Genomic DNA, 20151 nt, shown 5'->3' on the forward strand with positions numbered 1-20151 from the left:
GATTTACAAGAAACAAGTACACTAAATAATAAGAGAGAATAAACTAGGAAAGAGTTAACAGGTGGTTTCAATGAGTAAACCTACCCAAGAATAGTTGGAAACCAATGTTCCCAAAAAAAGAAACCCTGAACAAGATGTTCAGGGTTTTATCGAATATATCGAAAAGTATCCTAATTCAAATTATTGAATGCATCACCATCATAGGTGGTATAATTCACCTTCAGGGCATTCACTTTACGAAGTTCTTGCTTAATGTCTGATATTAGACCCATATTGGCCTCCTTATCAACTTTAAGAGAAGTTGTCAAAACGTTCTGAAGTTCTTGTGGCTTTTTAGCTCTTTCAGCCAAGATATAAGATCCAACTTCACCAACATCAGCAAACTTATCGTTTAACTGAATCTTTGGCTCAGAACCATAAACACTTTGATATTCTTGGGTTGGTTTACCTACATAAATGTAAATAACCCTATCCTTCTTCTCCAACTTCTTGATTTCACTCGCATTAGGCAATGTATTCTGCACCAATAGCGAACTATCCTTCATTGTGGTAACTGTCATAAAAAAGAACAGAAGCATGAACACAATATCCGGAAGTGATGCGGTGGAAACAGCAGGTAAATCTCCGTCTTTCTTTTTTGCAAACTTTGCCATTCTTTTTAATATTTAGTTTCTTGAGGTTTCAGCCTCTGATAGTTTTTGTGGAAATAAATCCTGTATCCTCTTCACCTTGTCCTTCAAATCGTCACGGACAGAAGAAGGCGTTTCAGGATTTAAATATAATCCCTCCATTTCTGTGAAATCCCTTCCGTATAGACGTTGCGCTTCCCTATTTCGTAGATCATTGTAGGCACCCACCAATTCATTTTGAACTGTAATGTAAGTACTGTACTTAGTTTCACGATCGTTCTTTAGCGAAATAATTGCCTTGCCAGGATTGTCAGAAGAATTGGCATCTCTCTTTCCTTGGCAATAACTACAATAGTCCGGACTTCCTGAAGCGGCTCCGCCGTTGTCTAAAAATCCCATAGCAGCTTCACGCAGGTTTTTGATATCCATCAACTCCTCCTCTACTAACAATTGCCCACTACGGTTAATGTTAACTGTGAAGATGTTTTTCTGCTTAATAACTACATCCTCTTCTGGCGGCTCCATTGGAGGCAACATTCTATCCAGTCCGGCATCAGTCTCAATGGTAGTGGTTACCAAAAAGAAGATGAGGAGAAGAAAGGCAATGTCTGCCATGGATCCCGCATTTACTTCTGGTGCTCCTTTTCTTCTAGGCATATTATGAGTTTTTAACGTCCAAAAATTTTCTTCACACCAGGTAATACCATTAGTACTACTGCAAGGACCACCATTATAAAGAATACATTCAATAGCATTCCAATGGTTTTTACAGTTGAAGCTTCTGGCTGAATGTCTTTGCCTGCAAAAGTGTTTACAACGGCATCCGCTTCCTCACCACTTGAAAGGGCATATCCAATAATGAACATAACTACCAAACCTCCAAGTGCAAAGAGCGCTTTCTTTAGACCACCTGGAGTGGTCAACATTTTCTTAAGCCCAAAGAACAATGCAGTAACAGCAGCAAAAATGAGTAGAATCCACATTAATAAAAACATAACGTTTATTCCTGTGCTGTTGGCCGCGTTTGGATCATCCGGACTAGGCATCATAAAGAAGCACATAATCGCAGCAATCACGCCAATTACGACAAGTACTATTTTTAATATTTTTTGCATAATACGATAGTTTAAAGATTACGTTTAGAATTACTTTTTGTGAGCGGCCAACATATCAATCAAAGAGATTGAAGAGTCTTCCATGTCGTTCACAATACTATCGATTTTAGCAATGATGTAGTTATAGAAAATTTGAAGAATAATCGCTGTAATAAGACCGAATACCGTAGTCAAAAGTGCTACCTGAATATCACCTGCAATTAACGAGGCACTTAAGTTACCTACCGCAGCAATTTTCTGGAATGCAGCAATCATACCAATTACCGTACCCATGAAACCAAGCATCGGTGCAATAGCGATAAACAGCGACAACCAAGAAACGTTTTTCTCTAACTGTCCCATTTGTACGCCACCATAAGATACAACAGCTTTTTCTGCAGATTCCAAACCTTCTCCTGCACGATCTAAACCTTGGTAGAAAATAGAAGCAACAGGCCCTTTGGTGTTTCTGCAAACCTCTTTCGCAGCTTCAACACCGCCAGAGGCCAAGGCGTCTTCTACTTGCTGCTTAAGTTTTGCTGTGTTAGTAGTTGACATGTTCAGATAAATGATTCTTTCGATGGCAACTGCCAAGCCCAAAATCAAACATAACAATACGATACCCATGAAAACCGGCCCACCTTGTATGAACTGTTCTTTCAATATTTGGGTGAAACCTTTGCTGGCTTCCGCTTCTTCTTGAAACATTGCAGCGGCGTTGGCTGTACCTAAAATAAACATTCCGGCAGTGGCCAGAGTTAAGGATACTTTTCTCATTGTGTTCAAACTTAAAATTAGTTAGTTAATAATGCTAAAGATATAAATATTTAAAAATTCTACAAGTTGCAGAGAGGAAGGGATTCGAACCCTCGATACACTTTTGGTGTATACACACTTTCCAGGCGTGCGCCTTCGACCACTCGGCCACCTCTCTATTACTTAAAATAGTTAGGCTTGCCAATAAACAAAAAAAAAGGGATTTGTTAAAACAATGGGCGTTAATTTTAAGACATTTCACCCCTCAATGAAGTTTCAAAGATGGTCTTAAAGGCCATATGGCCTACTTGTTGACCCAATAAGTACATCGCTTTCGTAATTGCCGCCTCAGTGGTAATCTCCTTTCCATTAATCACTCCGATACGTTGTAACTCCTTACTGGTCTCATAATGACCCATAACTACACCTCCGCCGATACACTGTGTTACATTGATAACATGCAACCCTTTGTTAATTGCATTCGACAGCGCCTCTACAAACCAATTTTCAGTAGTGGCATTACCAGCCCCAAAAGTTTCTAAAACCAAGGCTTTTAATCCATCTATTTTCAAGATAGATTCTACAAAAGTCTTATCAATCCCCGGGAATATCTTCAAAATCCCAACATTCCTATCTAAATTTTTGTGGATTTTTAAGGTTCTTTTTGTGTTTTTCACCTTTCGCAAATACGGAAGATTGATATTCAGGTGTACACCAGAATTTACCAGCTCAGGATAATTGGGCGAATTGAATGCTTCAAAATGTTCTGCATTTACTTTTGTGGTTCTATTACCCCGATATAATTTGTATTCAAAATACAAGCCCACTTCTTGAATAGCTGGTTCCTCCATTTCTCTTAATGCAGCCAATTGAATTGCAGTAATTAAGTTTTCCTTCGCATCAGTTCTCAAATCTCCAATAGGTAATTGCGAACCTGTGAAAATTACAGGTTTCCTAAGGCCCTCCAGCATAAAACTAAGGGCAGAAGCAGAATAACTCATGGTATCACTACCATGCAACACAACGAAACCATCATGTGTCTCATAATTATCTCCAATAAAGTCCGCAATTTTCACCCAATAGCCCGGGTTCATATTTGAAGAGTCAATAGGTACATTGAAAGAAACACTTTCAATTTCGCAATCTAGCTGGACCAGTTCTGGAATATTACTAAGTAGGGTATCAAAATTAAAAGCCGTTAATGCTCCCGTTTCATAATCTTTTACCATACCTATGGTACCCCCGGTATAAATCAATAAAATCTTGGTTGATCGTTCCATATTCAAATACCAAATACCTCAATTGAATTTTCCGTTGTTATTCTTGCGACTTCATTTTCATTGAGCCCGTAGAGACTACTGACTTTTTCCAAAATTGTCTTTAAATAAAAACTTTCATTCCGCTTACCCCTAAATGGTGTTGGGGCTAAATATGGTGAATCCGTTTCCAATACAACGTGACTAATAGGCACTTGATTTAAAAATTTATCGATTTTGCCATTCTTAAATGTTACAACACCACCTATCCCCAGCCTCATATTTAAGTCGATTGCACGATTGGCCTGGGTTAAATTTCCCGTAAAGCAGTGGAAGATTCCAAAAAGATTATCATCTTTTTCTTGTTCTAAAATCTCAAAAATTTCATCAAAGGCTTCTCGACAATGAATTACAATTGGCAATTTCTTTTTCTTGGCTAGCCTTATCTGCCTGATAAAAGCTTCTTGTTGTTGTTTCAAGAAGGACTTATCCCAATACAAATCAATACCAATTTCACCAACCGCGTAAAAACTGCGCTTACTGAATTGTTCCTCTACAAAAGCCAATTCTTCCAAATAGGTTTCATTTACATGTGTCGGATGAAGCCCCATCATGAGAAAAACGTTTTTTGGATATTTTTTTTCCAAATCATACATGCGTTTGGCGTAGGTGGAATCTATTGCTGGAACAAAGAATCGCTCAACCCCAATTTCAAGGGCCCGTTGCATCATGGAATCCTGATCATCATCAAAGGATTCACTGTACAAATGAGTATGGGTGTCAGTTAAAACCATGCTGCAAAAATAGGTTTATCTTTAAAAAATTTTCTTCATGTCTTCCCTAAAGAAATTCCTTTTATCCAAAGACTATATTTCAATTCCACTAACACTCACAAAAACCAATCACTTTGAAATTGATGCCAAAATTAACGGCATAAAAGGCACCTTCATTTTAGATACTGGAGCTTCGAACACTTGCGTTGGAATTGACAAACATGAATACTTTAAACTTACCTCTGAACATACAGAAATTAAGGCTGCTGGTGCGGGAGCGACGGAAATGGAAACAAAAATTGCAAAAAATAACTCAATCAATATTGGTGGGTGGAAAAGTAAAAAGCGGAAATTGGTTCTATTTGATTTGGTTCATGTGAATCAAGCATTGATAAGTCACCAATCCAATCCTGTTGATGGTATTGTCGGTGCTGATATATTAAAAAAAGGTAAGGCAATTATTGATTACAAAAAGAAGCGTGTTTTTTTAAAAAAGAGGTAATTCATCGAAAATATTAGTTCCTAGGCGCAAGGTTCGCCCCAAAAATAATCTCTAAAGGATTTTTACGTTTTAACAAAAATCCTACACCCCATGTTCCAACAAGCAAAAAGGCTTGCTCTTTATATATTGGCCTTACTCCCTTTCTTAAGCTGTGAACCAGATTTTGATTTTCAATTGGTCGAAGATTCGAATCTTGAAAACGAGGTTCGAGAAGAACTCACTGAGCTTTTAGGTTCCTTAGATAGATTAATTTTACCTGAAAGCGATGCTTATTCCCAAATACCCAATGATCTAAGAAATCCTATAACTGCTGAAAAAGTTGCCTTGGGTAAATTCCTTTTTCATGAAACAGAACTAGGTGTGGCCGCAAAGGTAACTGAAGGGTTAAAAACCTATTCGTGTGCCAGCTGTCATCATGCGAAAGCAGGATTTCAAAGTGGAATGAAACAAGGTATTGGTGAAGGTGGATGGGGGTTCGGCACGTTTGGAGAATTGCGTATTGCAAATTCACTTTATCCGATTGATTCCATTGATGTTCAGCCTATTCGTTCACCCACGATTTTGAATACTGCCTATCAAGATGTAATGCTATGGAACGGTCAGTTTGGAGCGACCGGTACAAATGCAGGAACAGAAGCTAGTTGGACGGAAGGCACCCCAAAAGCAAGAAATAATCTTGGCTTTCAAGGATTGGAAATTCAGGCCATAGCCGGTATGGGAGTACACAGGTTAAATGTTAGTCCTGAAAATATTGACAACGGTGCCTACAAAGCCCTTTTTGATGCAGCATATCCAGATATAGATATAGACCAGCGATATTCATTGGAAAATGCTGGTCTTGCTATTGCAGCCTTTGAGCGAACGGTACTATCGAATGAAGCTCCATTTCAAAAATTTCTGAAGGGCGAAACCGGTCTAATGTCAGATGATGAACTCAAGGGCGCACAATTGTTCTTCGGAAAGGCTAAATGTATGAAGTGTCACTCTGGTCCAGGTCTTAATGGCATGGAATTTCATGCCCTCGGAATGAACGACCTTTCAGGAAACGATGTTATTGGACAAGTTGATGCGGGAACGGCAAAAGGTAGGGGTGGATTCACAAATGATTCAAATGATGATTACAAATTCAAAACACCAACGCTTTACAATTTAAAGGATGTGCAATTTTTAGGGCATGGTGGGAGCTTTTCAACTGTGCGGGAAGTCATTGCATATAAGAATAATGCAATTGCAGAAAATAATCTGGTACCAACTGAAAGACTTTCGGACCAATTTCAGGCCTTGGGTCTTACAGATGAAGAAATATCACAATTAACTATGTTTATTGAAAATTCGTTGTATGACCCCAACCTCTCAAGGTATGTTCCAGCATTCACGCCTTTAGGCACCAGTTGTTTCCCAAATGCAGACGAACAGTCACTACTTGATATGGGATGTAACTAGAAATAAGGTATGCAAATAAAAAGGCCCCAAAATGGGGCCTTTTTTACTTTCAGAAAGAAATGTAATTACATTTCCAGTGCCTTTTTTATGTCATTATCCATCAATAGTTCTGTTGGATTTTCCAAGGCTTCTTTAACTGCTACTAAGAAGCCTACAGATTCCTTCCCATCGATAATTCTATGGTCATAGGAAAGGGCAACATACATAACCGGAGCTATCGCTATAGCCCCATCTCTAACAATCGGTCTTTCAACTATATTGTGCATTCCTAAAATTGCACTTTGGGGTGGATTAATGATGGGTGTCGACAACATCGACCCGAATACCCCACCATTCGAAATAGTAAAGGTGCCCCCGGTCATTTCATCTACGGTAATCTGACCATCTCTTGCCCGAATTGCCAATCGCTTCACTTCGGATTCCACTCCCCTAAAAGTCAAATTTTCAGCGTTTCTTATAACAGGAACCATTAAACCTTTAGGACCAGAAACTGCAATACTTATATCACAGAAGTCATAGGAAATCATCTCTTTACCATCAATCATTGAATTTACCGCTGGATACATTTTCAAAGCCCGCACACAGGCCAGGGTGAAGAACGACATAAAACCTAAGCCAACACCATGTTTTTCTTTGAATTCTTCCTTGTATTGTTTACGCAATTCAAATATTGGAGACATGTCAACTTCATTGAAGGTAGTCAACATGGCTGTTTCATTTTTAGCTGAAACCAAGCGTTCTGCCACCTTTCTGCGCAGCATAGATAGTTTTGAACGACTTTCACCCCTACTGCCACCTGTTGGAGAACCCATTGAAGCTTTGGCTTCAAGAGCATCCTCCTTTGTTATTCTACCATCCCTACCCGTTCCATTTACCGAACCAGGGGCAATCCCCTTTTCATCCAATATTTTTTTAGCTGCCGGTGAAGGTGTTCCAGAAGCATAGGTTTCTTTAACCTTCTCCTCTTTTTTGGCCTCCTCTTTTTTGGCAGGTTCTTCTTTTTTGGGTTCGGGTTTAGATTCTGATTTTGCAGAGCCAGATGGTTTTTCTGCACTGGTATCAATCAAACAAACAACTTGGCCCACCTCTACAGCATCGCCTACCTCGGCTTTCAAGGTAATTGTTCCGCTCTCCTCAGCTGGGAGTTCTAAGGTAGCTTTGTCTGAATCAACTTCTGCAATGGCCTGATCTTTCTCAACATAATCGCCATCTTCGACTAACCATTCCGCTATTTCTACTTCAGTTATTGATTCACCCGGTGAAGGGACTTTCATTTCTAAAACCATAAAATCAAACTTTTGTGTACTCGTTTAATTCGAATTACTAATATACTCTCCTTTTTTTGGCAAATAATCCCTGTGGGTTTCACCATTGACCAAAATACTGTCAAAATACAATTTACCACCAATGGCATTGGCCATATCTTGGGTATTCTGCAAACTTAAATGAAGGTGTGGTTCTGACGAATTTCCAGAATTACCACATTGGGCCAAAACTTCACCTGCATTAACTTCTTGTCCTTCTTCTACAACAATCGAGTTCTCCTTTAAGTGGGCCAAAACCAAAAACTCATCATCATCAGTTCTTAAAACCACGGTATTGCCAGTCAAGTCAAAACTATTCACTACTCCTGGCACATTGTCTTTAACGCCATCTATTATTTCAACTACTTGTGCCTTACAGGGTGCTACGATTTCCTGTCCGAAAGCAAAATAATTTTCATTTCTCTCAGCATCACCACTAAATGTTTTACCATTTACAACCCTTACCAAATCAAAAGCAAATTTTTGATTTTCATAGGCGACATGATAATTATCTTCTTCAGTTGTTCCACCCCAAAAAACAAACCATTCATTATTAAAAGGGAGTTGCATCAATGTACTATTTCTTTCAATTCGTGGTACATCGAATGGTTTTGGAGGATATATATAGAGCCCGCTTATTTGATTCGCCGCATTGAGGTTGAAAAATATATCAGTAACCGCTTTATTAAATCGTGTTCTATAAATATGGCCGCCATTTTTAATTTCTAAAAACTGCATATCCTCAATTTCGCCCATTGGCCTTTTTACTGTTTGACTAAAGAAATCAATTGTCTCTTCATACGGCAAAGCTCTTTTCATATTCACATCAAACATGTCAAAAATCGACTTATAGTTCGAGTTGTTATAAGCTTGTAAAAAATCCAGAGCCCTACCAGCATATGAAGGATTCTCATCTTGAGAAAACCCAATAAAGTACATCAGTAAAAACAATGGTAAAAATCGATGCATATTACCTCCTCACAAAATTGTCCTTCTCCTTATCAAATACGTAATCGATGACTTCTGCATGTCTGCGTTGTGATCGAACTGAACTACCAGCCGCCGGTGCACCATAAAAACGTCTTGAAGCTACCCTAAATGACTTGGCCTCATCTAAATGCATTAAAAGATGGCCCCATGCTCCCATGTTTCTTGGTTCTTCTTGTGCCCAAACGATTTCGTCAACATTTTTGTATTTCTTAATAACTGACCTCATCTGTTCTGTTGGAAGGGGAAACAATTGCTCAAGGCGCACTAGAGCAACATCCTCCTTTCCTAGTTCGTCTTTTTTAGCTAAAAGGTCGTAATAGAATTTACCAGTACAAAAAACCAAGGATTTTATTTTGGCCACTTTTGCATCATTGTCGTCAATGACTTCTTGAAAGCCTCCCTCTGCTAATTCTTCTTTGGTGGAAACCACCTTAGGGTGCCTTAGTAAACTTTTTGGCGTAAACACCACAAGAGGTTTTCTAAAATTCGCCTTCATTTGTCTTCGTAACAAATGGAATAAGTTAGCCGGGGTGGTAACATCGGCAACATACATGTTGTCTTTGGCGCAAAGCTGCAGGTAACGTTCCATTCTTGCCGAAGAGTGTTCGGCTCCTTGTCCTTCATAACCGTGTGGCAAGAACAACACCAATCCATTTTGGAGTTTCCACTTGTCTTCGGCCGCTGACAAATACTGATCAATTACAATTTGAGCACCATTACTAAAATCTCCGAATTGAGCTTCCCAAATACATAGGGTCTTTGGATTGGCCATGGCATAACCATAGTCAAAACCCATTACTGCATATTCTGATAAAAGCGAATTGTAGATATCAAATTGTCCATTTTGGTTTTTACCCAATTGATTGTGAAGGATGATTTCCTCCTCGTGCATTTCTGTTTTTATAACTGCATGTCGATGGGAAAATGTTCCTCGTTCAACGTCTTGGCCTGTGATCCTGATATTAAATCCTTCTTCAAGTAATGAGGCGTAGGCCAGCAATTCACCCATACCCCAATCTAATTGGTTGTTTTCGAAATACATCTTATTTCTCGCACCAATCAACCGTTCTATCTTCCTTAAGAATTTCTTCCCCTCAGGCAGTTTAGAAATACTATCGGCCAACTCATCCAACTTCTTTATAGGATATTTGGTTTCGATTGGTTTGAGCATTTCTTCCTCAGTCACCCTTTTTAGACCTTCCCACTCGTCTTGCATGAATGGAGTTATCCGTGTTTTCTCAACTTTTCTGGAATCCAACAAGTCTTCTTCCAGTTCTTTTTTATATCTCGCTTCGAGCTCTGAAACATAATTCTCATCGATGACTCCCTCAGCCAAAAGACGCTCGGCATAAATATCCCTTGGGTTCTTATGTTTTGATATCGCTTTGTATAACAAAGGTTGGGTGAATTTAGGTTCATCACCTTCATTGTGACCGTATTTACGATAACCCAATAAATCCAAAAAGACATCGCGCTTAAAACGCATTCGATATTCCAAAGCAAATGTAGCGGCATGGACCACTGCTTCAGCATCATCTGCGTTTATGTGGAGCACCGGAGAAAGTGTCACCTTGCCTACATCGGAGCAGTAAGTTGAGGAACGTGCATCTAAATAGTTGGTTGTAAAACCAATTTGATTATTCACTACTATATGAATTGTTCCGGCAGTAGTGTAACCATCCAAACGTGCCATTTGAATTGTTTCATAAACGACGCCTTGGCCAGCAAAAGCAGCATCACCATGAACTAATATTGGTAAAACTTCAGAAGTGTTTTCTTGATGAGAGCTATCCTGTTTTGCTCTTGCAATGCCTTCAACAATGGAATTCACTGTTTCAAGATGCGATGGATTAGGAGCGATATTCATATTCATCATCTTGCCAGAATCCGTTTCTCGCATTGAAGTCCATCCTAAATGGTATTTCACATCACCATCAAAAATGGTTTCTTCATAGTCCTTGCCGTCAAATTCACTAAAAATATCTTTTGGACTTTTTCCAAAAATATTTGTCAACACATTGAGTCGGCCCCTGTGGGCCATTCCCATTACAAACTGCTTTACCCCTGTATCAGCTGCCTTTTCTATGATAACATCCAATGCTGGAATTAATGATTCACCACCTTCCAACGAAAATCGTTTTTGACCTACATATTTCGTATGCAAAAAACTTTCAAAAGAGACCGCTTCATTTAATTTTCGAAGAATGTTTTTCTTTTCATCTTTGGAAAAACTAGGATGGTTGTCATTGACATTCAACCAATCCTGAATCCACTGAATGCGTTCAGGTGTTCGTATATACATATACTCCACCCCAATGGAATCACAATAAATACTTTGAAGGTGGTCAATTATTTTTTTAAGAGAACTTGGACCTATTCCTATAATACTACCGGCATCAAAAACCGTTTCTAAATCAGTAGGTTCTAAACCAAAATTCTCAATTTCCAGTGTAGGCTCATACTTTCTACGTTCTCGAACGGGGTTCGTTTTAGTAAACAAGTGACCTCTGGATCGGTAACCATCAATCAAGCGTACAACCTGAAATTCTTTTTGCAAAGATTTCGGCAATTCCACCTCTTGTCCATTAACCCTAGCTGTAATTGCATTACCACTATTAGCCTGTGCTGGTTGAATATCCAATTCATCCAATTGGCTTTCAATTCCAAAATCAAAACCTTGAAAAAAAGCGCGCCAACTGGGCTCAACGCTATCAGGATTGCTTAAATATTTGTTGTAGAGCTCAGAAAAGAATGAGGTATGAGCCGCATTTAAAAAAGAAAATTTATCCATATGGATAGTACTTCAGAAACTTTAGTCAAAAGTACAATAAATCAACAACCCAAAATAGTTGTTATAGTACTGCAACAAAGAATTAAGAAGTCGTTAAGGATTCTTGTAAACCTTTCCCTCTTTCATAACGAAAACGACATTTTCAAGTGTTGCTACATTATTTAGGGGATTTGTTTCAACAGCAACAATATCAGCAATAAAACCTTTCTTTAATTGCCCCAACTCGTTTTCCATACCCAACAACATGGCGTTAGTTAATGTTGCTGACCGTAAAGCATCAATAATTGGCATTCCTGCCTCATTCATAAATCGAAATTCTTTACCATTTTCTCCATGCTTTGATACCCCAGCATCAGTTCCAAATGCAATTGGAACCCCTTTTTCGTAGGCTTTTTTGAACGTTCGCTGGCTTACAGGACCAATCTCTTTGGCCTTTTTTGCAACAACAGGGGGAAGAAACCCAGGTATGTCGGCCATAGCGGCAGCGGCCTTTCCTGCTGAAATAGTAGGAACTAAATAGGTATCATGTTGTATCATTAGGTCCATGGTCGGTTCTTCCATCAATGTACCGTGTTCGATGGTTTTGATTCCTGCTTTAATCGCTCTCCGCATTCCTTCGTCACCGTGGGCATGAGCTGCAGTCAACATGCCATAATCCTTGGCTGTAGCTACTATACCCCTCAGCTCTTCTTCAGTAAACTGAGGATTTTGACCATTTTTAGCGACACTCATAACCCCACCAGTAGCGGTTATTTTAATACAATCTGCTCCATTTTTGTAACGTTGACGAACAGCTTTTTTTGCATCTTCAGGTGAATTCACTACACCTTCTTTTGGTCCAGGATCACCCATTAAATCATTGCGGACACCATTAGTTGGATCAGCATGGCCTCCTGTGGTCCCAATTGCTTTTCCTGCGGTAAAAATTCTAGGACCGTCAACAACACCTTTATTTATTGCGTTTCGCAATGCAATGTTCACTCCTGAACCTCCTAAATCCCTAACTGTAGTAAAACCTGCCATTAGGGTTCGTTTGGCATATACTGTTGCTTGCAAAGCAACGTCAGCTGGGTTTTTTGTAAATCTATCCAAATAACGTGTTGGACTGGATTCACCTTCAATATGAACATGCATATCAATAAAACCAGGTAAAAGCGTTTTATCTTTTAAATCAACGACAGTAGCGTTATCTGATGGTTCAACAAAGCCATTTTGTACAGATTTAATTATCGAACCTGAAACAATTATTGTTTTTTCATTGTTCAAGCGGCCAGATTCAATATCCAGAATAGCCCCACAATGCAAATAAATATCTTGAGCAAAAAGGGTAAATGAACTAACGAATAAAACAGCGGTAAAGAGTGCTTTCATTTTTTTAAAAAGGTTGGTTTCAGTCTTCTAAATGTAATGAAAATAAAAAAGGAGCATTCGCCCCCTCTTTTTGTAAATATTGCTAAACAGAAACTTGATAGCTTCTTATTTTCCTTTCCCAGTCCCAGGCAGATTTCATGGCCTCGTCCAGAGAAGATTTTGCCACCCAACCCAGAACATCGTTTGCCTTTCGAGTATCAGCGTAGGCCTGAACAATATCACCTTCCCGACGCGGGGCAATTCTATAATTTAACTTTTCGCCCGATACTCGTTCAAAACTCTGAATAACTTCGAGAACAGAACTTCCGGTCCCTGTCCCTAAGTTAAAAACCTCAAAATTTGAATCATTTCTGCTTTCAAGTAATCTTTTCATTGCGGCAACATGTGCTTTGGCCAGGTCGACTACATGTATATAATCTCGAATACAGGTTCCGTCTGGAGTGGGATAATCATCCCCGAACACCAAAAGTTCATCTCTTAGGCCGACTCCTGTTTGAGTAATAAAAGGCACCAAATTTTGTGGTATGCCAATTGGTAATTCTCCTATTTCAGCACTTGGATGTGCACCAATAGGATTGAAATACCGTAATGCTATGGCCGACAAATGTGATGTTACTTTACATGTATCCCTTATTATTTCCTCACCGATTTGTTTGGAATTACCATAGGGTGATTCTGCAGGTTTGACCGGAGCATCTTCGGTTATTGGCATCTTGTCAGCCTGCCCATACACGGTGCAAGAAGAACTAAAAATAAAATTGGATTTTTCTCTATTCTTCAATTCTTGCAGAATGTATGTCAGAACACCTAAGTTATTTTCATAATACATCAAAGGCTCTTCAACACTTTCACCAACAGCTTTGGAAGCAGCAAAATGAATAACACCCTCGATATCTGAATATTTCTTGAAAAATTCTTGGACCAGTCGTTTCTCTCGAAGATCAAATTTTTCGAAAATTGGCCGCTTACCTGTTATGGCGACAATACCATCGACAACCTTTTCATCAGCATTAGAAAGATTATCAATAATTACAGCTTCAAACCCCTCATTCTGCAGTTCAACAACTGTATGCGAGCCGATAAAACCCAAGCCTCCGGTAACAAGTATTTTTCTACCCATCTACTTATTTTAAAAAATTTAGAACTAGTTCGGTTATAAAATCAATCTGTTCATCTTCCAGCTCAGTATGCATTGGCAGGGATATTACCTCTTGAACAAGTTGATTGGTAATTGGGAAATCAGCTTCGTCATATCTTTCATCCTTGTAGGCTTTTTGCCGATGCAACGGAATAGGATAATAAACCCCACAAGGAACATTGTTTTCATTCAAATGCTTGACCAAAGCATCTCTTTTTCCATTGGTTATGCGCAATGTATATTGGTGAAAAACATGACAATCACAACTATTGCAAATTCCTTCACAACCGTTGTTTGTTTTGGGTAATATTATATTTTCTTGCCCGGCCAGTCGTTCGTTATATTTTTTTGCCGAGCTGCGCCTTTTAGCATTGTATTCGTCTAACTTCGGAAGTTTAGCACGAAGCACTGCTGCCTGAAGTGAATCTAATCTGGAATTAACTCCAACCACATCATGATGATACCTTTCGTACATACCATGATTGACCATTCCGCGAATTACATGAGCAAGTTCATCATCATTCGTAAAAATAGCACCACCATCACCATAGCAACCTAAATTTTTTGATGGAAAAAAAGAAGTAGCGGCTACGTGCCCAATATTACCGGCCTTTTTCTTTTGTCCGTTTTTGAAGGTATAATTAGCTCCGATGGCTTGGGCATTATCTTCAATAATGAAAAGGTTGTTTCGCTCCGCGACATCTAAAATTCTTTCCATGTTGGCACATTGACCAAATAAATGCACGGGAACTATTGCTTTGGTTTTAGGAGTTATTGCTTTTTCCAAGGCTGCGATATCAATATTAAAAGTTTCCTCATCGACATCCACCAAAACTGGAGTAAGACCTAATAAGGCTATCACTTCAACTGTAGCTGCAAAAGTGAAATCAGCCGTGATAACCTCGTCTCCCGGTTTTAGACCAAGGCCCATCATACATATTTGCAATGCATCAGTACCATTTGCGCAAGGAATAACGTGCTTTGCACCCAGATAATTTTCAAGTTCTTTTTGAAATTCCTTCACCTCCGGACCATTAATGAATGCCGCGGACTCTAAAACTGAATCAAATGAAGCATTTACTTGCTCTTTTATCCCTTCAAACTGGCCTTGAAGATCAACCATTTGAATTTTTCGCATGGACTAAATTTAGAGCGCAAAAGTAAGAAAAAAGACCTGTCTTATTGCCTTTGACCAAAGAAACGTACTTTCGCCAAAAGGAAAATAATTGAATACCATTTATTCGTTTTTTATCTCAATTACGGGCATGGTTCTTAAAGTATTGGCCCCAATAAATTCAAAACTGAAACTGTTTGTCACTGGTAGAAAACTAGTTTTCGATTTCTTAACTGAAAATTTTCAACATAGTGATAGAACAATCTGGCTTCATGCCGCATCTTTAGGTGAATTTGAGCAAGGCCTACCAGTCTTAGAGACAGTAAAAAGGTATTATCCCTCACATAAGATTTTATTGACCTTCTTTTCCCCATCTGGCTATGAAGTAAAAAAAGATTCTAAGGTGGCAGACGTTATTTCATATCTACCGTTAGATACTGTACAAAATGCCAAAAGGTTTTTGGCCATTACATGTCCAGAACTTGCCATTTTCGTTAAGTATGAGATTTGGCCGAATTTTTTGAATGAACTGGAAAAACAAAAGATTCCAACATTGCTTATTTCGGCGATATTTAAACAAAATCAGATTTATTTCAAGATCTATGGAATCTTTCTCCGTAATAGTTTAAGACGATTTTCGAAAATCTTCGTTCAAAATGAAGAATCAAAGATGTTACTGGAGACCATAGGATATAGAAATACAGAAGTATCAGGTGATACCAGATTTGACAGGGTGGTGGAAATTTTGGAAGGTGATAACCATCTTGAACATATAGAACGATTTAAAGGCAATCAAAAATGTATAGTAGCTGGCAGTTCTTGGGTAGAAGATGAGGCTATATTGCTTGAATACATAAATAGTTCTGATTCCGGAAAATTCATAATTGCACCCCATACCATTAAAGCCGAAAATATCTCAAAATTAATGGCATCCATTACCAAGAAGACAGCTCTTTATTCGAATAGGAAAAATGAGGATTTTTCGAATTTTGATGTGCTTATTATTGATAATATCGGTTTATTGACTAAAATTTATAGCTATGCAGACATTGCCTATGTAGGAGGAGGTTTCAAAACGGGTTTGCATAATACCTTAGAACCAGCAGTATTTGGGATACCCGTAATTATTGGGCCCAATTACACTGGATTTGCCGAAGCGGAGATGTTAGTCAAAAAGGGTGGTTTGTTTCCTATTCGAAATAAAGAAGACCTTAAAATTTTATTGGACGAGTTTTTAACAAACGATGCACTTAGGCTTAATAAAGGGACTATCAATTCGGAATTTGTTCAACAGAACCGGGGTGCTACAAAAACAATTCTTGCACATATCAATTACATTCTTCCAAATTGAGTAGATTTAGTCCCTAAACCAACCAATAATGGACAAAAAAATCCTTGGAATATCTCTTACTGCCGCCCTGGCCGGTTTTTTATTTGGCTTTGACACCATAGTAATCAGTGGGGCTGATTTGCCAATTCAGCGATTATGGAATACAAGTCCAACTTTTCATGGTTTTTTCATCATGAGCATGGCCCTTTGGGGTACGGTATTTGGATCTATTTTTGGAGGCATTCCATGTGATAAACTTGGGAGAAAAAAAACACTTTTTTGGATTGGTGTATTGTACTTCGTTTCTGCTATAGGTTCGGGCCTTGCAACAGACCCTTATCTTTTCTCTTTTTTTAGGTTTATTGGAGGGCTTGGGGTAGGTGCTTCCTCTGTAGCAGCCCCAGTTTATATTTCTGAGATTTCTTCGTCTTCGAATAGGGGAAGGCTTACTGCTATGTATCAGTTCAATATCGTTTTCGGGATTCTTATAGCATTTATATCGAACTATTTGATAGGAACATTATTTGAAGATGATGTTGCTTGGCGCTATATGTTGGGAGTTGAAGGCATACCAGCTTTGGTTTACAGTATCCTGGTTTTGAGAATACCGAACAGCCCAAGATGGTTGCTACTCAAAGAAAAAGATGATGAGACCATAACAGAGGCCTTTGGTTTATTGGGATGGACAAAAAATGAAATTTCAAAAAAGCTAGAAGAAATAAAAACTGGACTAAAACAAATGGCTAGTTCAGAAAAAGAGAAACTTTTCTCTGGCAAATACAACAAATCTTTGCTCTTGGCATTTTTACTGGCCTTTTTTAATCAGCTTTCAGGTATCAACTTTATTTTATATTATGCCCCCCGTATTCTCGAACAGGCTGGATTGGCAACTAGTGAATCCCTTTTTAGTTCCATTTCAATCGGGGTAATTAACTTGATTTTCACTTTTGTCGGAATTGCCTTAATTGACCGCTTGGGCAGAAAACAATTGATGTATCTAGGTTCTATTGGATACATCATTAGTTTGGCTATGGTCGGGTGGTGTTTTTATAGCGATTCGAATTCTACACTTTTACTAATTTTTATTCTCCTGTTCATTGCATCACATGCTATTGGGCAAGGTGCGGTCATATGGGTATTTATATCAGAAATATTTCCAAATAAAGTTAGAGCTTACGGTCAATCATGGGGCACTGGTACGCATTGGGTATTTGCTGCTTTAATCACATTGCTTGCACCCATTTTCTTGGCCATGTTTAGTGAAAACCCTTATCCCATATTCTTATTTTTTGCCGCAATGATGGTTTTACAACTTCTTTTTGTGATTTTTCTGATGCCAGAAACAAAAGGAGTCTCATTAGAGGAACTTGCTAAAAAATTGAGGGGAAAGGAATAGTCATATTCTACAGCTCAACCGTGATAAGGGCCAATTGTCGATTTTATTGAAAGAAATAGGGAGTTTACTCCTAAAAATTAATTACATTGTAGTTCAAAATCAAACAATTATGGCATCTGCTGGAACCAATTTTTTAGAAGGATTTTTACGATTGATGATTTTTGCACTAGTGGCAATATTAATTGCAATCCCAGTTTGTATTCTTCTGGATTTCCTCGGAATTCTTTAGGAGACTTTTAAAGTCTACCCTTTTCAATATTATCCCAGAAAATTGGCGTTTTGCCATATTTTGTGGGATTTTTTGTACCCTTTATACACCTTACTTTCAGAAAAATTCCTAATTTTCAATCAACCCCCATTTCTAAAAGAAGTCGCATCGCTTTTGGAGGATTAATGGTTTCAAGCATTTAAATCGTGTAAAAACCTTGAAATACCACACTATTCAAGCTGTTGACAACATAGTTATTCCGAGTGGTATATTTTTTACAAATATTTGTGATTGAGCCAATAAAGGTGCTAAATTTAAAGTATAGATAACACAAATAACCAATGCTACCCCAACCGTTAACTACTTTCAAACAAATTATTACGACAAAAAAAATACGTTTCACGGTCTGTGGTCAATTGTATTTACTACTACTTTTTTTACTGCCATTAACTGCAATTGGGCAAGCTACTTTTGCTGGTGGTTCAGCTAATGCTGATCTTTTAACCGAGTTGGAAAGTGTTGGTTTGACCCTAAGCAATCCTACCTTAGAAAATGGTGATCGTAATACACAGGTTGGTATTTTCTCTAATGGGTTGGCAGGAGCTAATTTTCAAATTGATACTGGCGTAGTTTTAACTACTGGTAGTGTTACCCAAGCATTTGGGGCGAACGGCACTAATGCCTTTCCTAACAACAATGGTACACAAGCAAGTACTGATGCAACAACAGGAACTTATAATGATGCTGATATTGTAGCAATTAATGCTACCGCCAATAACGATGTTGTTGTATTCTCATTCGATGTTGATTTAGACCCTACTTACTCAGGCGTCAGTATTATCTACCAATTTGGATCGGAAGAATATCCTGATTATGTAGGATCCGTGTTCAATGACATATTTGGCTTTTTTGTTTCAGGACCGGGAATTACGGGAACTGAAAATATTGCTACGGTTCCTGGAACATCCAATCCAGTTGCTGTTAACACCGTGAATGCAGGTTTTTTAGGTTGTAATCAAGATGGGACCACAACTGATTTGACCCAAGGGGCACAGTATATAAATAATGGACATGATCCAAATGCTGCAGCTTGCAACACTAACTCTGGAGCTTTTTCAGTAACAACAGAATACAATGGTATTACCCAGGCCTTTACTAGTACAATAACTGGATTATCTGATACTGGCACCTATCGCTTCAAAATCGCCATTGCTGATACCGGAGATTCTGCATTGGATTCAGCTGTTTTTATAGATCAACTTTTTGGAATTCAAGAATGTAGCATAACCTCAATCACGGCTGCAAACATCTCAGCGTGTAACGATAATGGTACCTCGGCCGATACCAGCGATGATTTCTTTACAGCTGATATTACAGTTAACTATGTAAACCCTGACGGTGAAGGACTATTACTACTCTCAGGTGATGGCGCTGCTTCGATTCCTGTTGGTGCACTGGGCTCTGCCACTTCCCATACGTTTTCGAATGTGCAGCTTCCCGCCGATGGTGGAGCTATAGAATTAACCGCAAACTTTTCTGACGATTCATCTTGTACATTCACCAACAGCAATGTAACAACAGCTCCAAGTTCTTGTAGTTCCGATATAGATACAGACGGAGATGGGGTACTCGATTCCCAGGAAATTATAGATGGTACCGATGAGAATGACCAATGTGATTTCGTTCTGGCGAACCAGAGCGTTACACCTTCCGCCGCATGGGGTACTGCAGATTGTGATGGCGATGGAATTGATAACGATACCGAGGTAAATACCGATGGAACAGACCCACTTAATGATTGTGATTCCGTTGGGGGTACTCCCCTGGGAACCTCCGACTGTGATGGCGATGGGGTGACCAATGCCCAAGAAGCCACCGATGGTACCGACCCTGATGATCAATGTGACTTCGTATTAGCGAACCAGAGTGTTACACCTTCAGCCGCATGGGGAACTGCTGATTGTGATGGCGATGGAATTGATAACGATACCGAGGTAAATACGGATAGCACCGACCCACTTAATGATTGTGATTCCGTTGGGGGTACTCCCCGGGA

At 38.9% G+C, this 20151-nt stretch carries 17 protein-coding genes and 1 tRNA gene; 5 read left to right on the top strand and 13 right to left on the bottom strand.

Annotated features, from left to right (window positions below):
* Positions 1-170: 170 nt before the first annotated feature.
* From HCU67_RS01915 to HCU67_RS01945, 7 genes are all read right to left on the bottom strand, one after another.
* On the bottom strand, positions 171-653 hold the full coding sequence (locus HCU67_RS01915) for an ExbD/TolR family protein (protein ID WP_168550922.1): 483 nt from the start codon (positions 651-653) through the stop codon (positions 171-173).
* Positions 654-665: 12 nt separating this feature from the next.
* Positions 666-1286: an ExbD/TolR family protein gene (locus HCU67_RS01920; RefSeq protein WP_168550923.1), complete on the bottom strand. Its 621-nt coding sequence runs from the start codon at positions 1284-1286 to the stop codon at positions 666-668.
* A gap of 11 nt (positions 1287-1297) precedes the next feature.
* Positions 1298-1744 carry a hypothetical protein gene (locus HCU67_RS01925; protein ID WP_168550924.1) on the bottom strand — a complete coding sequence of 149 codons (447 nt, stop codon included), beginning with the start codon at positions 1742-1744 and terminating at the stop codon, positions 1298-1300.
* 30 nt (positions 1745-1774) lie between these two features.
* Positions 1775-2500 (bottom strand): MotA/TolQ/ExbB proton channel family protein, encoded by a 726-nt coding sequence (locus HCU67_RS01930; RefSeq protein WP_168550925.1) that lies wholly within the window; start codon positions 2498-2500, stop codon positions 1775-1777.
* Positions 2501-2569: 69 nt separating this feature from the next.
* A tRNA-Ser gene (locus HCU67_RS01935) sits at positions 2570-2657 on the bottom strand.
* Positions 2658-2727: 70 nt separating this feature from the next.
* On the bottom strand, positions 2728-3759 hold the full coding sequence (locus HCU67_RS01940; RefSeq protein WP_168550926.1) for an asparaginase: 1032 nt from the start codon (positions 3757-3759) through the stop codon (positions 2728-2730).
* A gap of 2 nt (positions 3760-3761) precedes the next feature.
* Entirely contained in the window at positions 3762-4529 is a 768-nt protein-coding gene (locus HCU67_RS01945) for a TatD family hydrolase (protein ID WP_168550927.1), read from the bottom strand.
* Between the two features lie 37 nt (positions 4530-4566).
* Here HCU67_RS01945 and HCU67_RS01950 point away from each other — a divergent pair, with 37 nt between their 5' ends.
* Both HCU67_RS01950 and HCU67_RS01955 read left to right on the top strand, forming a co-directional pair.
* Positions 4567-5010, top strand: a complete 444-nt coding sequence (locus HCU67_RS01950; RefSeq protein WP_168550928.1) for a retropepsin-like aspartic protease family protein — start codon at positions 4567-4569, stop codon at positions 5008-5010.
* Positions 5011-5100: 90 nt separating this feature from the next.
* On the top strand, positions 5101-6453 hold the full coding sequence (locus HCU67_RS01955; RefSeq protein WP_168550929.1) for a cytochrome-c peroxidase: 1353 nt from the start codon (positions 5101-5103) through the stop codon (positions 6451-6453).
* Positions 6454-6518: 65 nt separating this feature from the next.
* On the opposite strand, the gene odhB is transcribed toward HCU67_RS01955, so the two are convergent.
* From odhB to HCU67_RS01985, 6 genes are all read right to left on the bottom strand, one after another.
* Entirely contained in the window at positions 6519-7739 is a 1221-nt protein-coding gene (odhB, locus tag HCU67_RS01960; protein ID WP_168550930.1) for a 2-oxoglutarate dehydrogenase complex dihydrolipoyllysine-residue succinyltransferase, read from the bottom strand.
* Between the two features lie 24 nt (positions 7740-7763).
* Positions 7764-8726 (bottom strand): M23 family metallopeptidase, encoded by a 963-nt coding sequence (locus HCU67_RS01965; RefSeq protein ID WP_168550931.1) that lies wholly within the window; start codon positions 8724-8726, stop codon positions 7764-7766.
* Position 8727: 1 nt separating this feature from the next.
* Positions 8728-11538: a 2-oxoglutarate dehydrogenase E1 component gene (locus HCU67_RS01970; RefSeq protein WP_168550932.1), complete on the bottom strand. Its 2811-nt coding sequence runs from the start codon at positions 11536-11538 to the stop codon at positions 8728-8730.
* Positions 11539-11631: 93 nt separating this feature from the next.
* Positions 11632-12909 (bottom strand): metal-dependent hydrolase family protein, encoded by a 1278-nt coding sequence (locus tag HCU67_RS01975; protein ID WP_168550933.1) that lies wholly within the window; start codon positions 12907-12909, stop codon positions 11632-11634.
* 82 nt (positions 12910-12991) lie between these two features.
* The gene (gene galE, locus HCU67_RS01980) at positions 12992-14029 is read right to left on the bottom strand and encodes a UDP-glucose 4-epimerase GalE (RefSeq protein WP_168550934.1); all 1038 of its coding nucleotides are present in this window, start codon (positions 14027-14029) and stop codon (positions 12992-12994) included.
* A 4-nt stretch (positions 14030-14033) separates the two neighbouring features.
* Positions 14034-15185: a DegT/DnrJ/EryC1/StrS family aminotransferase gene (locus HCU67_RS01985; RefSeq protein ID WP_168550935.1), complete on the bottom strand. Its 1152-nt coding sequence runs from the start codon at positions 15183-15185 to the stop codon at positions 14034-14036.
* Positions 15186-15273: 88 nt separating this feature from the next.
* On the opposite strand from HCU67_RS01985, the gene HCU67_RS01990 reads away from it, so the two are divergent.
* The 3 genes from HCU67_RS01990 to HCU67_RS02000 all read left to right on the top strand — a co-directional run.
* A complete protein-coding gene (locus HCU67_RS01990; RefSeq protein WP_168550936.1) occupies positions 15274-16512 on the top strand; it encodes a 3-deoxy-D-manno-octulosonic acid transferase in 1239 nt (412 codons plus the stop codon).
* A 28-nt stretch (positions 16513-16540) separates the two neighbouring features.
* Positions 16541-17887 carry a sugar porter family MFS transporter gene (locus HCU67_RS01995; protein ID WP_168550937.1) on the top strand — a complete coding sequence of 449 codons (1347 nt, stop codon included), beginning with the start codon at positions 16541-16543 and terminating at the stop codon, positions 17885-17887.
* 624 nt (positions 17888-18511) lie between these two features.
* The coding region (locus HCU67_RS02000) for a choice-of-anchor L domain-containing protein (RefSeq protein WP_210423599.1) at positions 18512-20151 on the top strand (1640 nt) is incomplete at its 3' end.

The organism is Croceivirga thetidis, from assembly GCF_012272815.1.
In the GTDB taxonomy this organism is placed as follows: Bacteria; Bacteroidota; Bacteroidia; order Flavobacteriales; family Flavobacteriaceae; genus Croceivirga; species Croceivirga thetidis.

Bases quoted from the DNA above. Each gene is read 5' to 3' on its own strand.
- HCU67_RS01995 (WP_168550937.1), top strand. From the start codon at position 16,541: ATGGACAAAAAAATCCTTGGAATATCTCTTACTGCCGCCCTGGCCGGT.
- HCU67_RS01945 (WP_168550927.1), bottom strand. From the start codon at position 4,529: ATGGTTTTAACTGACACCCATACTCATTTGTACAGTGAATCCTTTGAT.
- HCU67_RS01970 (WP_168550932.1), bottom strand. From the start codon at position 11,538: ATGGATAAATTTTCTTTTTTAAATGCGGCTCATACCTCATTCTTTTCT.
- HCU67_RS01915 (WP_168550922.1), bottom strand. From the start codon at position 653: ATGGCAAAGTTTGCAAAAAAGAAAGACGGAGATTTACCTGCTGTTTCC.
- HCU67_RS01965 (WP_168550931.1), bottom strand. From the start codon at position 8,726: ATGCATCGATTTTTACCATTGTTTTTACTGATGTACTTTATTGGGTTT.
- HCU67_RS01940 (WP_168550926.1), bottom strand. From the start codon at position 3,759: ATGGAACGATCAACCAAGATTTTATTGATTTATACCGGGGGTACCATA.
- HCU67_RS01985 (WP_168550935.1), bottom strand. From the start codon at position 15,185: ATGCGAAAAATTCAAATGGTTGATCTTCAAGGCCAGTTTGAAGGGATA.
- HCU67_RS01950 (WP_168550928.1), top strand. From the start codon at position 4,567: ATGTCTTCCCTAAAGAAATTCCTTTTATCCAAAGACTATATTTCAATT.
- HCU67_RS01925 (WP_168550924.1), bottom strand. From the start codon at position 1,744: ATGCAAAAAATATTAAAAATAGTACTTGTCGTAATTGGCGTGATTGCT.
- HCU67_RS01975 (WP_168550933.1), bottom strand. From the start codon at position 12,909: ATGAAAGCACTCTTTACCGCTGTTTTATTCGTTAGTTCATTTACCCTT.
- odhB (WP_168550930.1), bottom strand. From the start codon at position 7,739: ATGGTTTTAGAAATGAAAGTCCCTTCACCGGGTGAATCAATAACTGAA.
- galE (WP_168550934.1), bottom strand. From the start codon at position 14,029: ATGGGTAGAAAAATACTTGTTACCGGAGGCTTGGGTTTTATCGGCTCG.
- HCU67_RS01955 (WP_168550929.1), top strand. From the start codon at position 5,101: ATGTTCCAACAAGCAAAAAGGCTTGCTCTTTATATATTGGCCTTACTC.
- HCU67_RS01920 (WP_168550923.1), bottom strand. From the start codon at position 1,286: ATGCCTAGAAGAAAAGGAGCACCAGAAGTAAATGCGGGATCCATGGCA.
- HCU67_RS01930 (WP_168550925.1), bottom strand. From the start codon at position 2,500: ATGAGAAAAGTATCCTTAACTCTGGCCACTGCCGGAATGTTTATTTTA.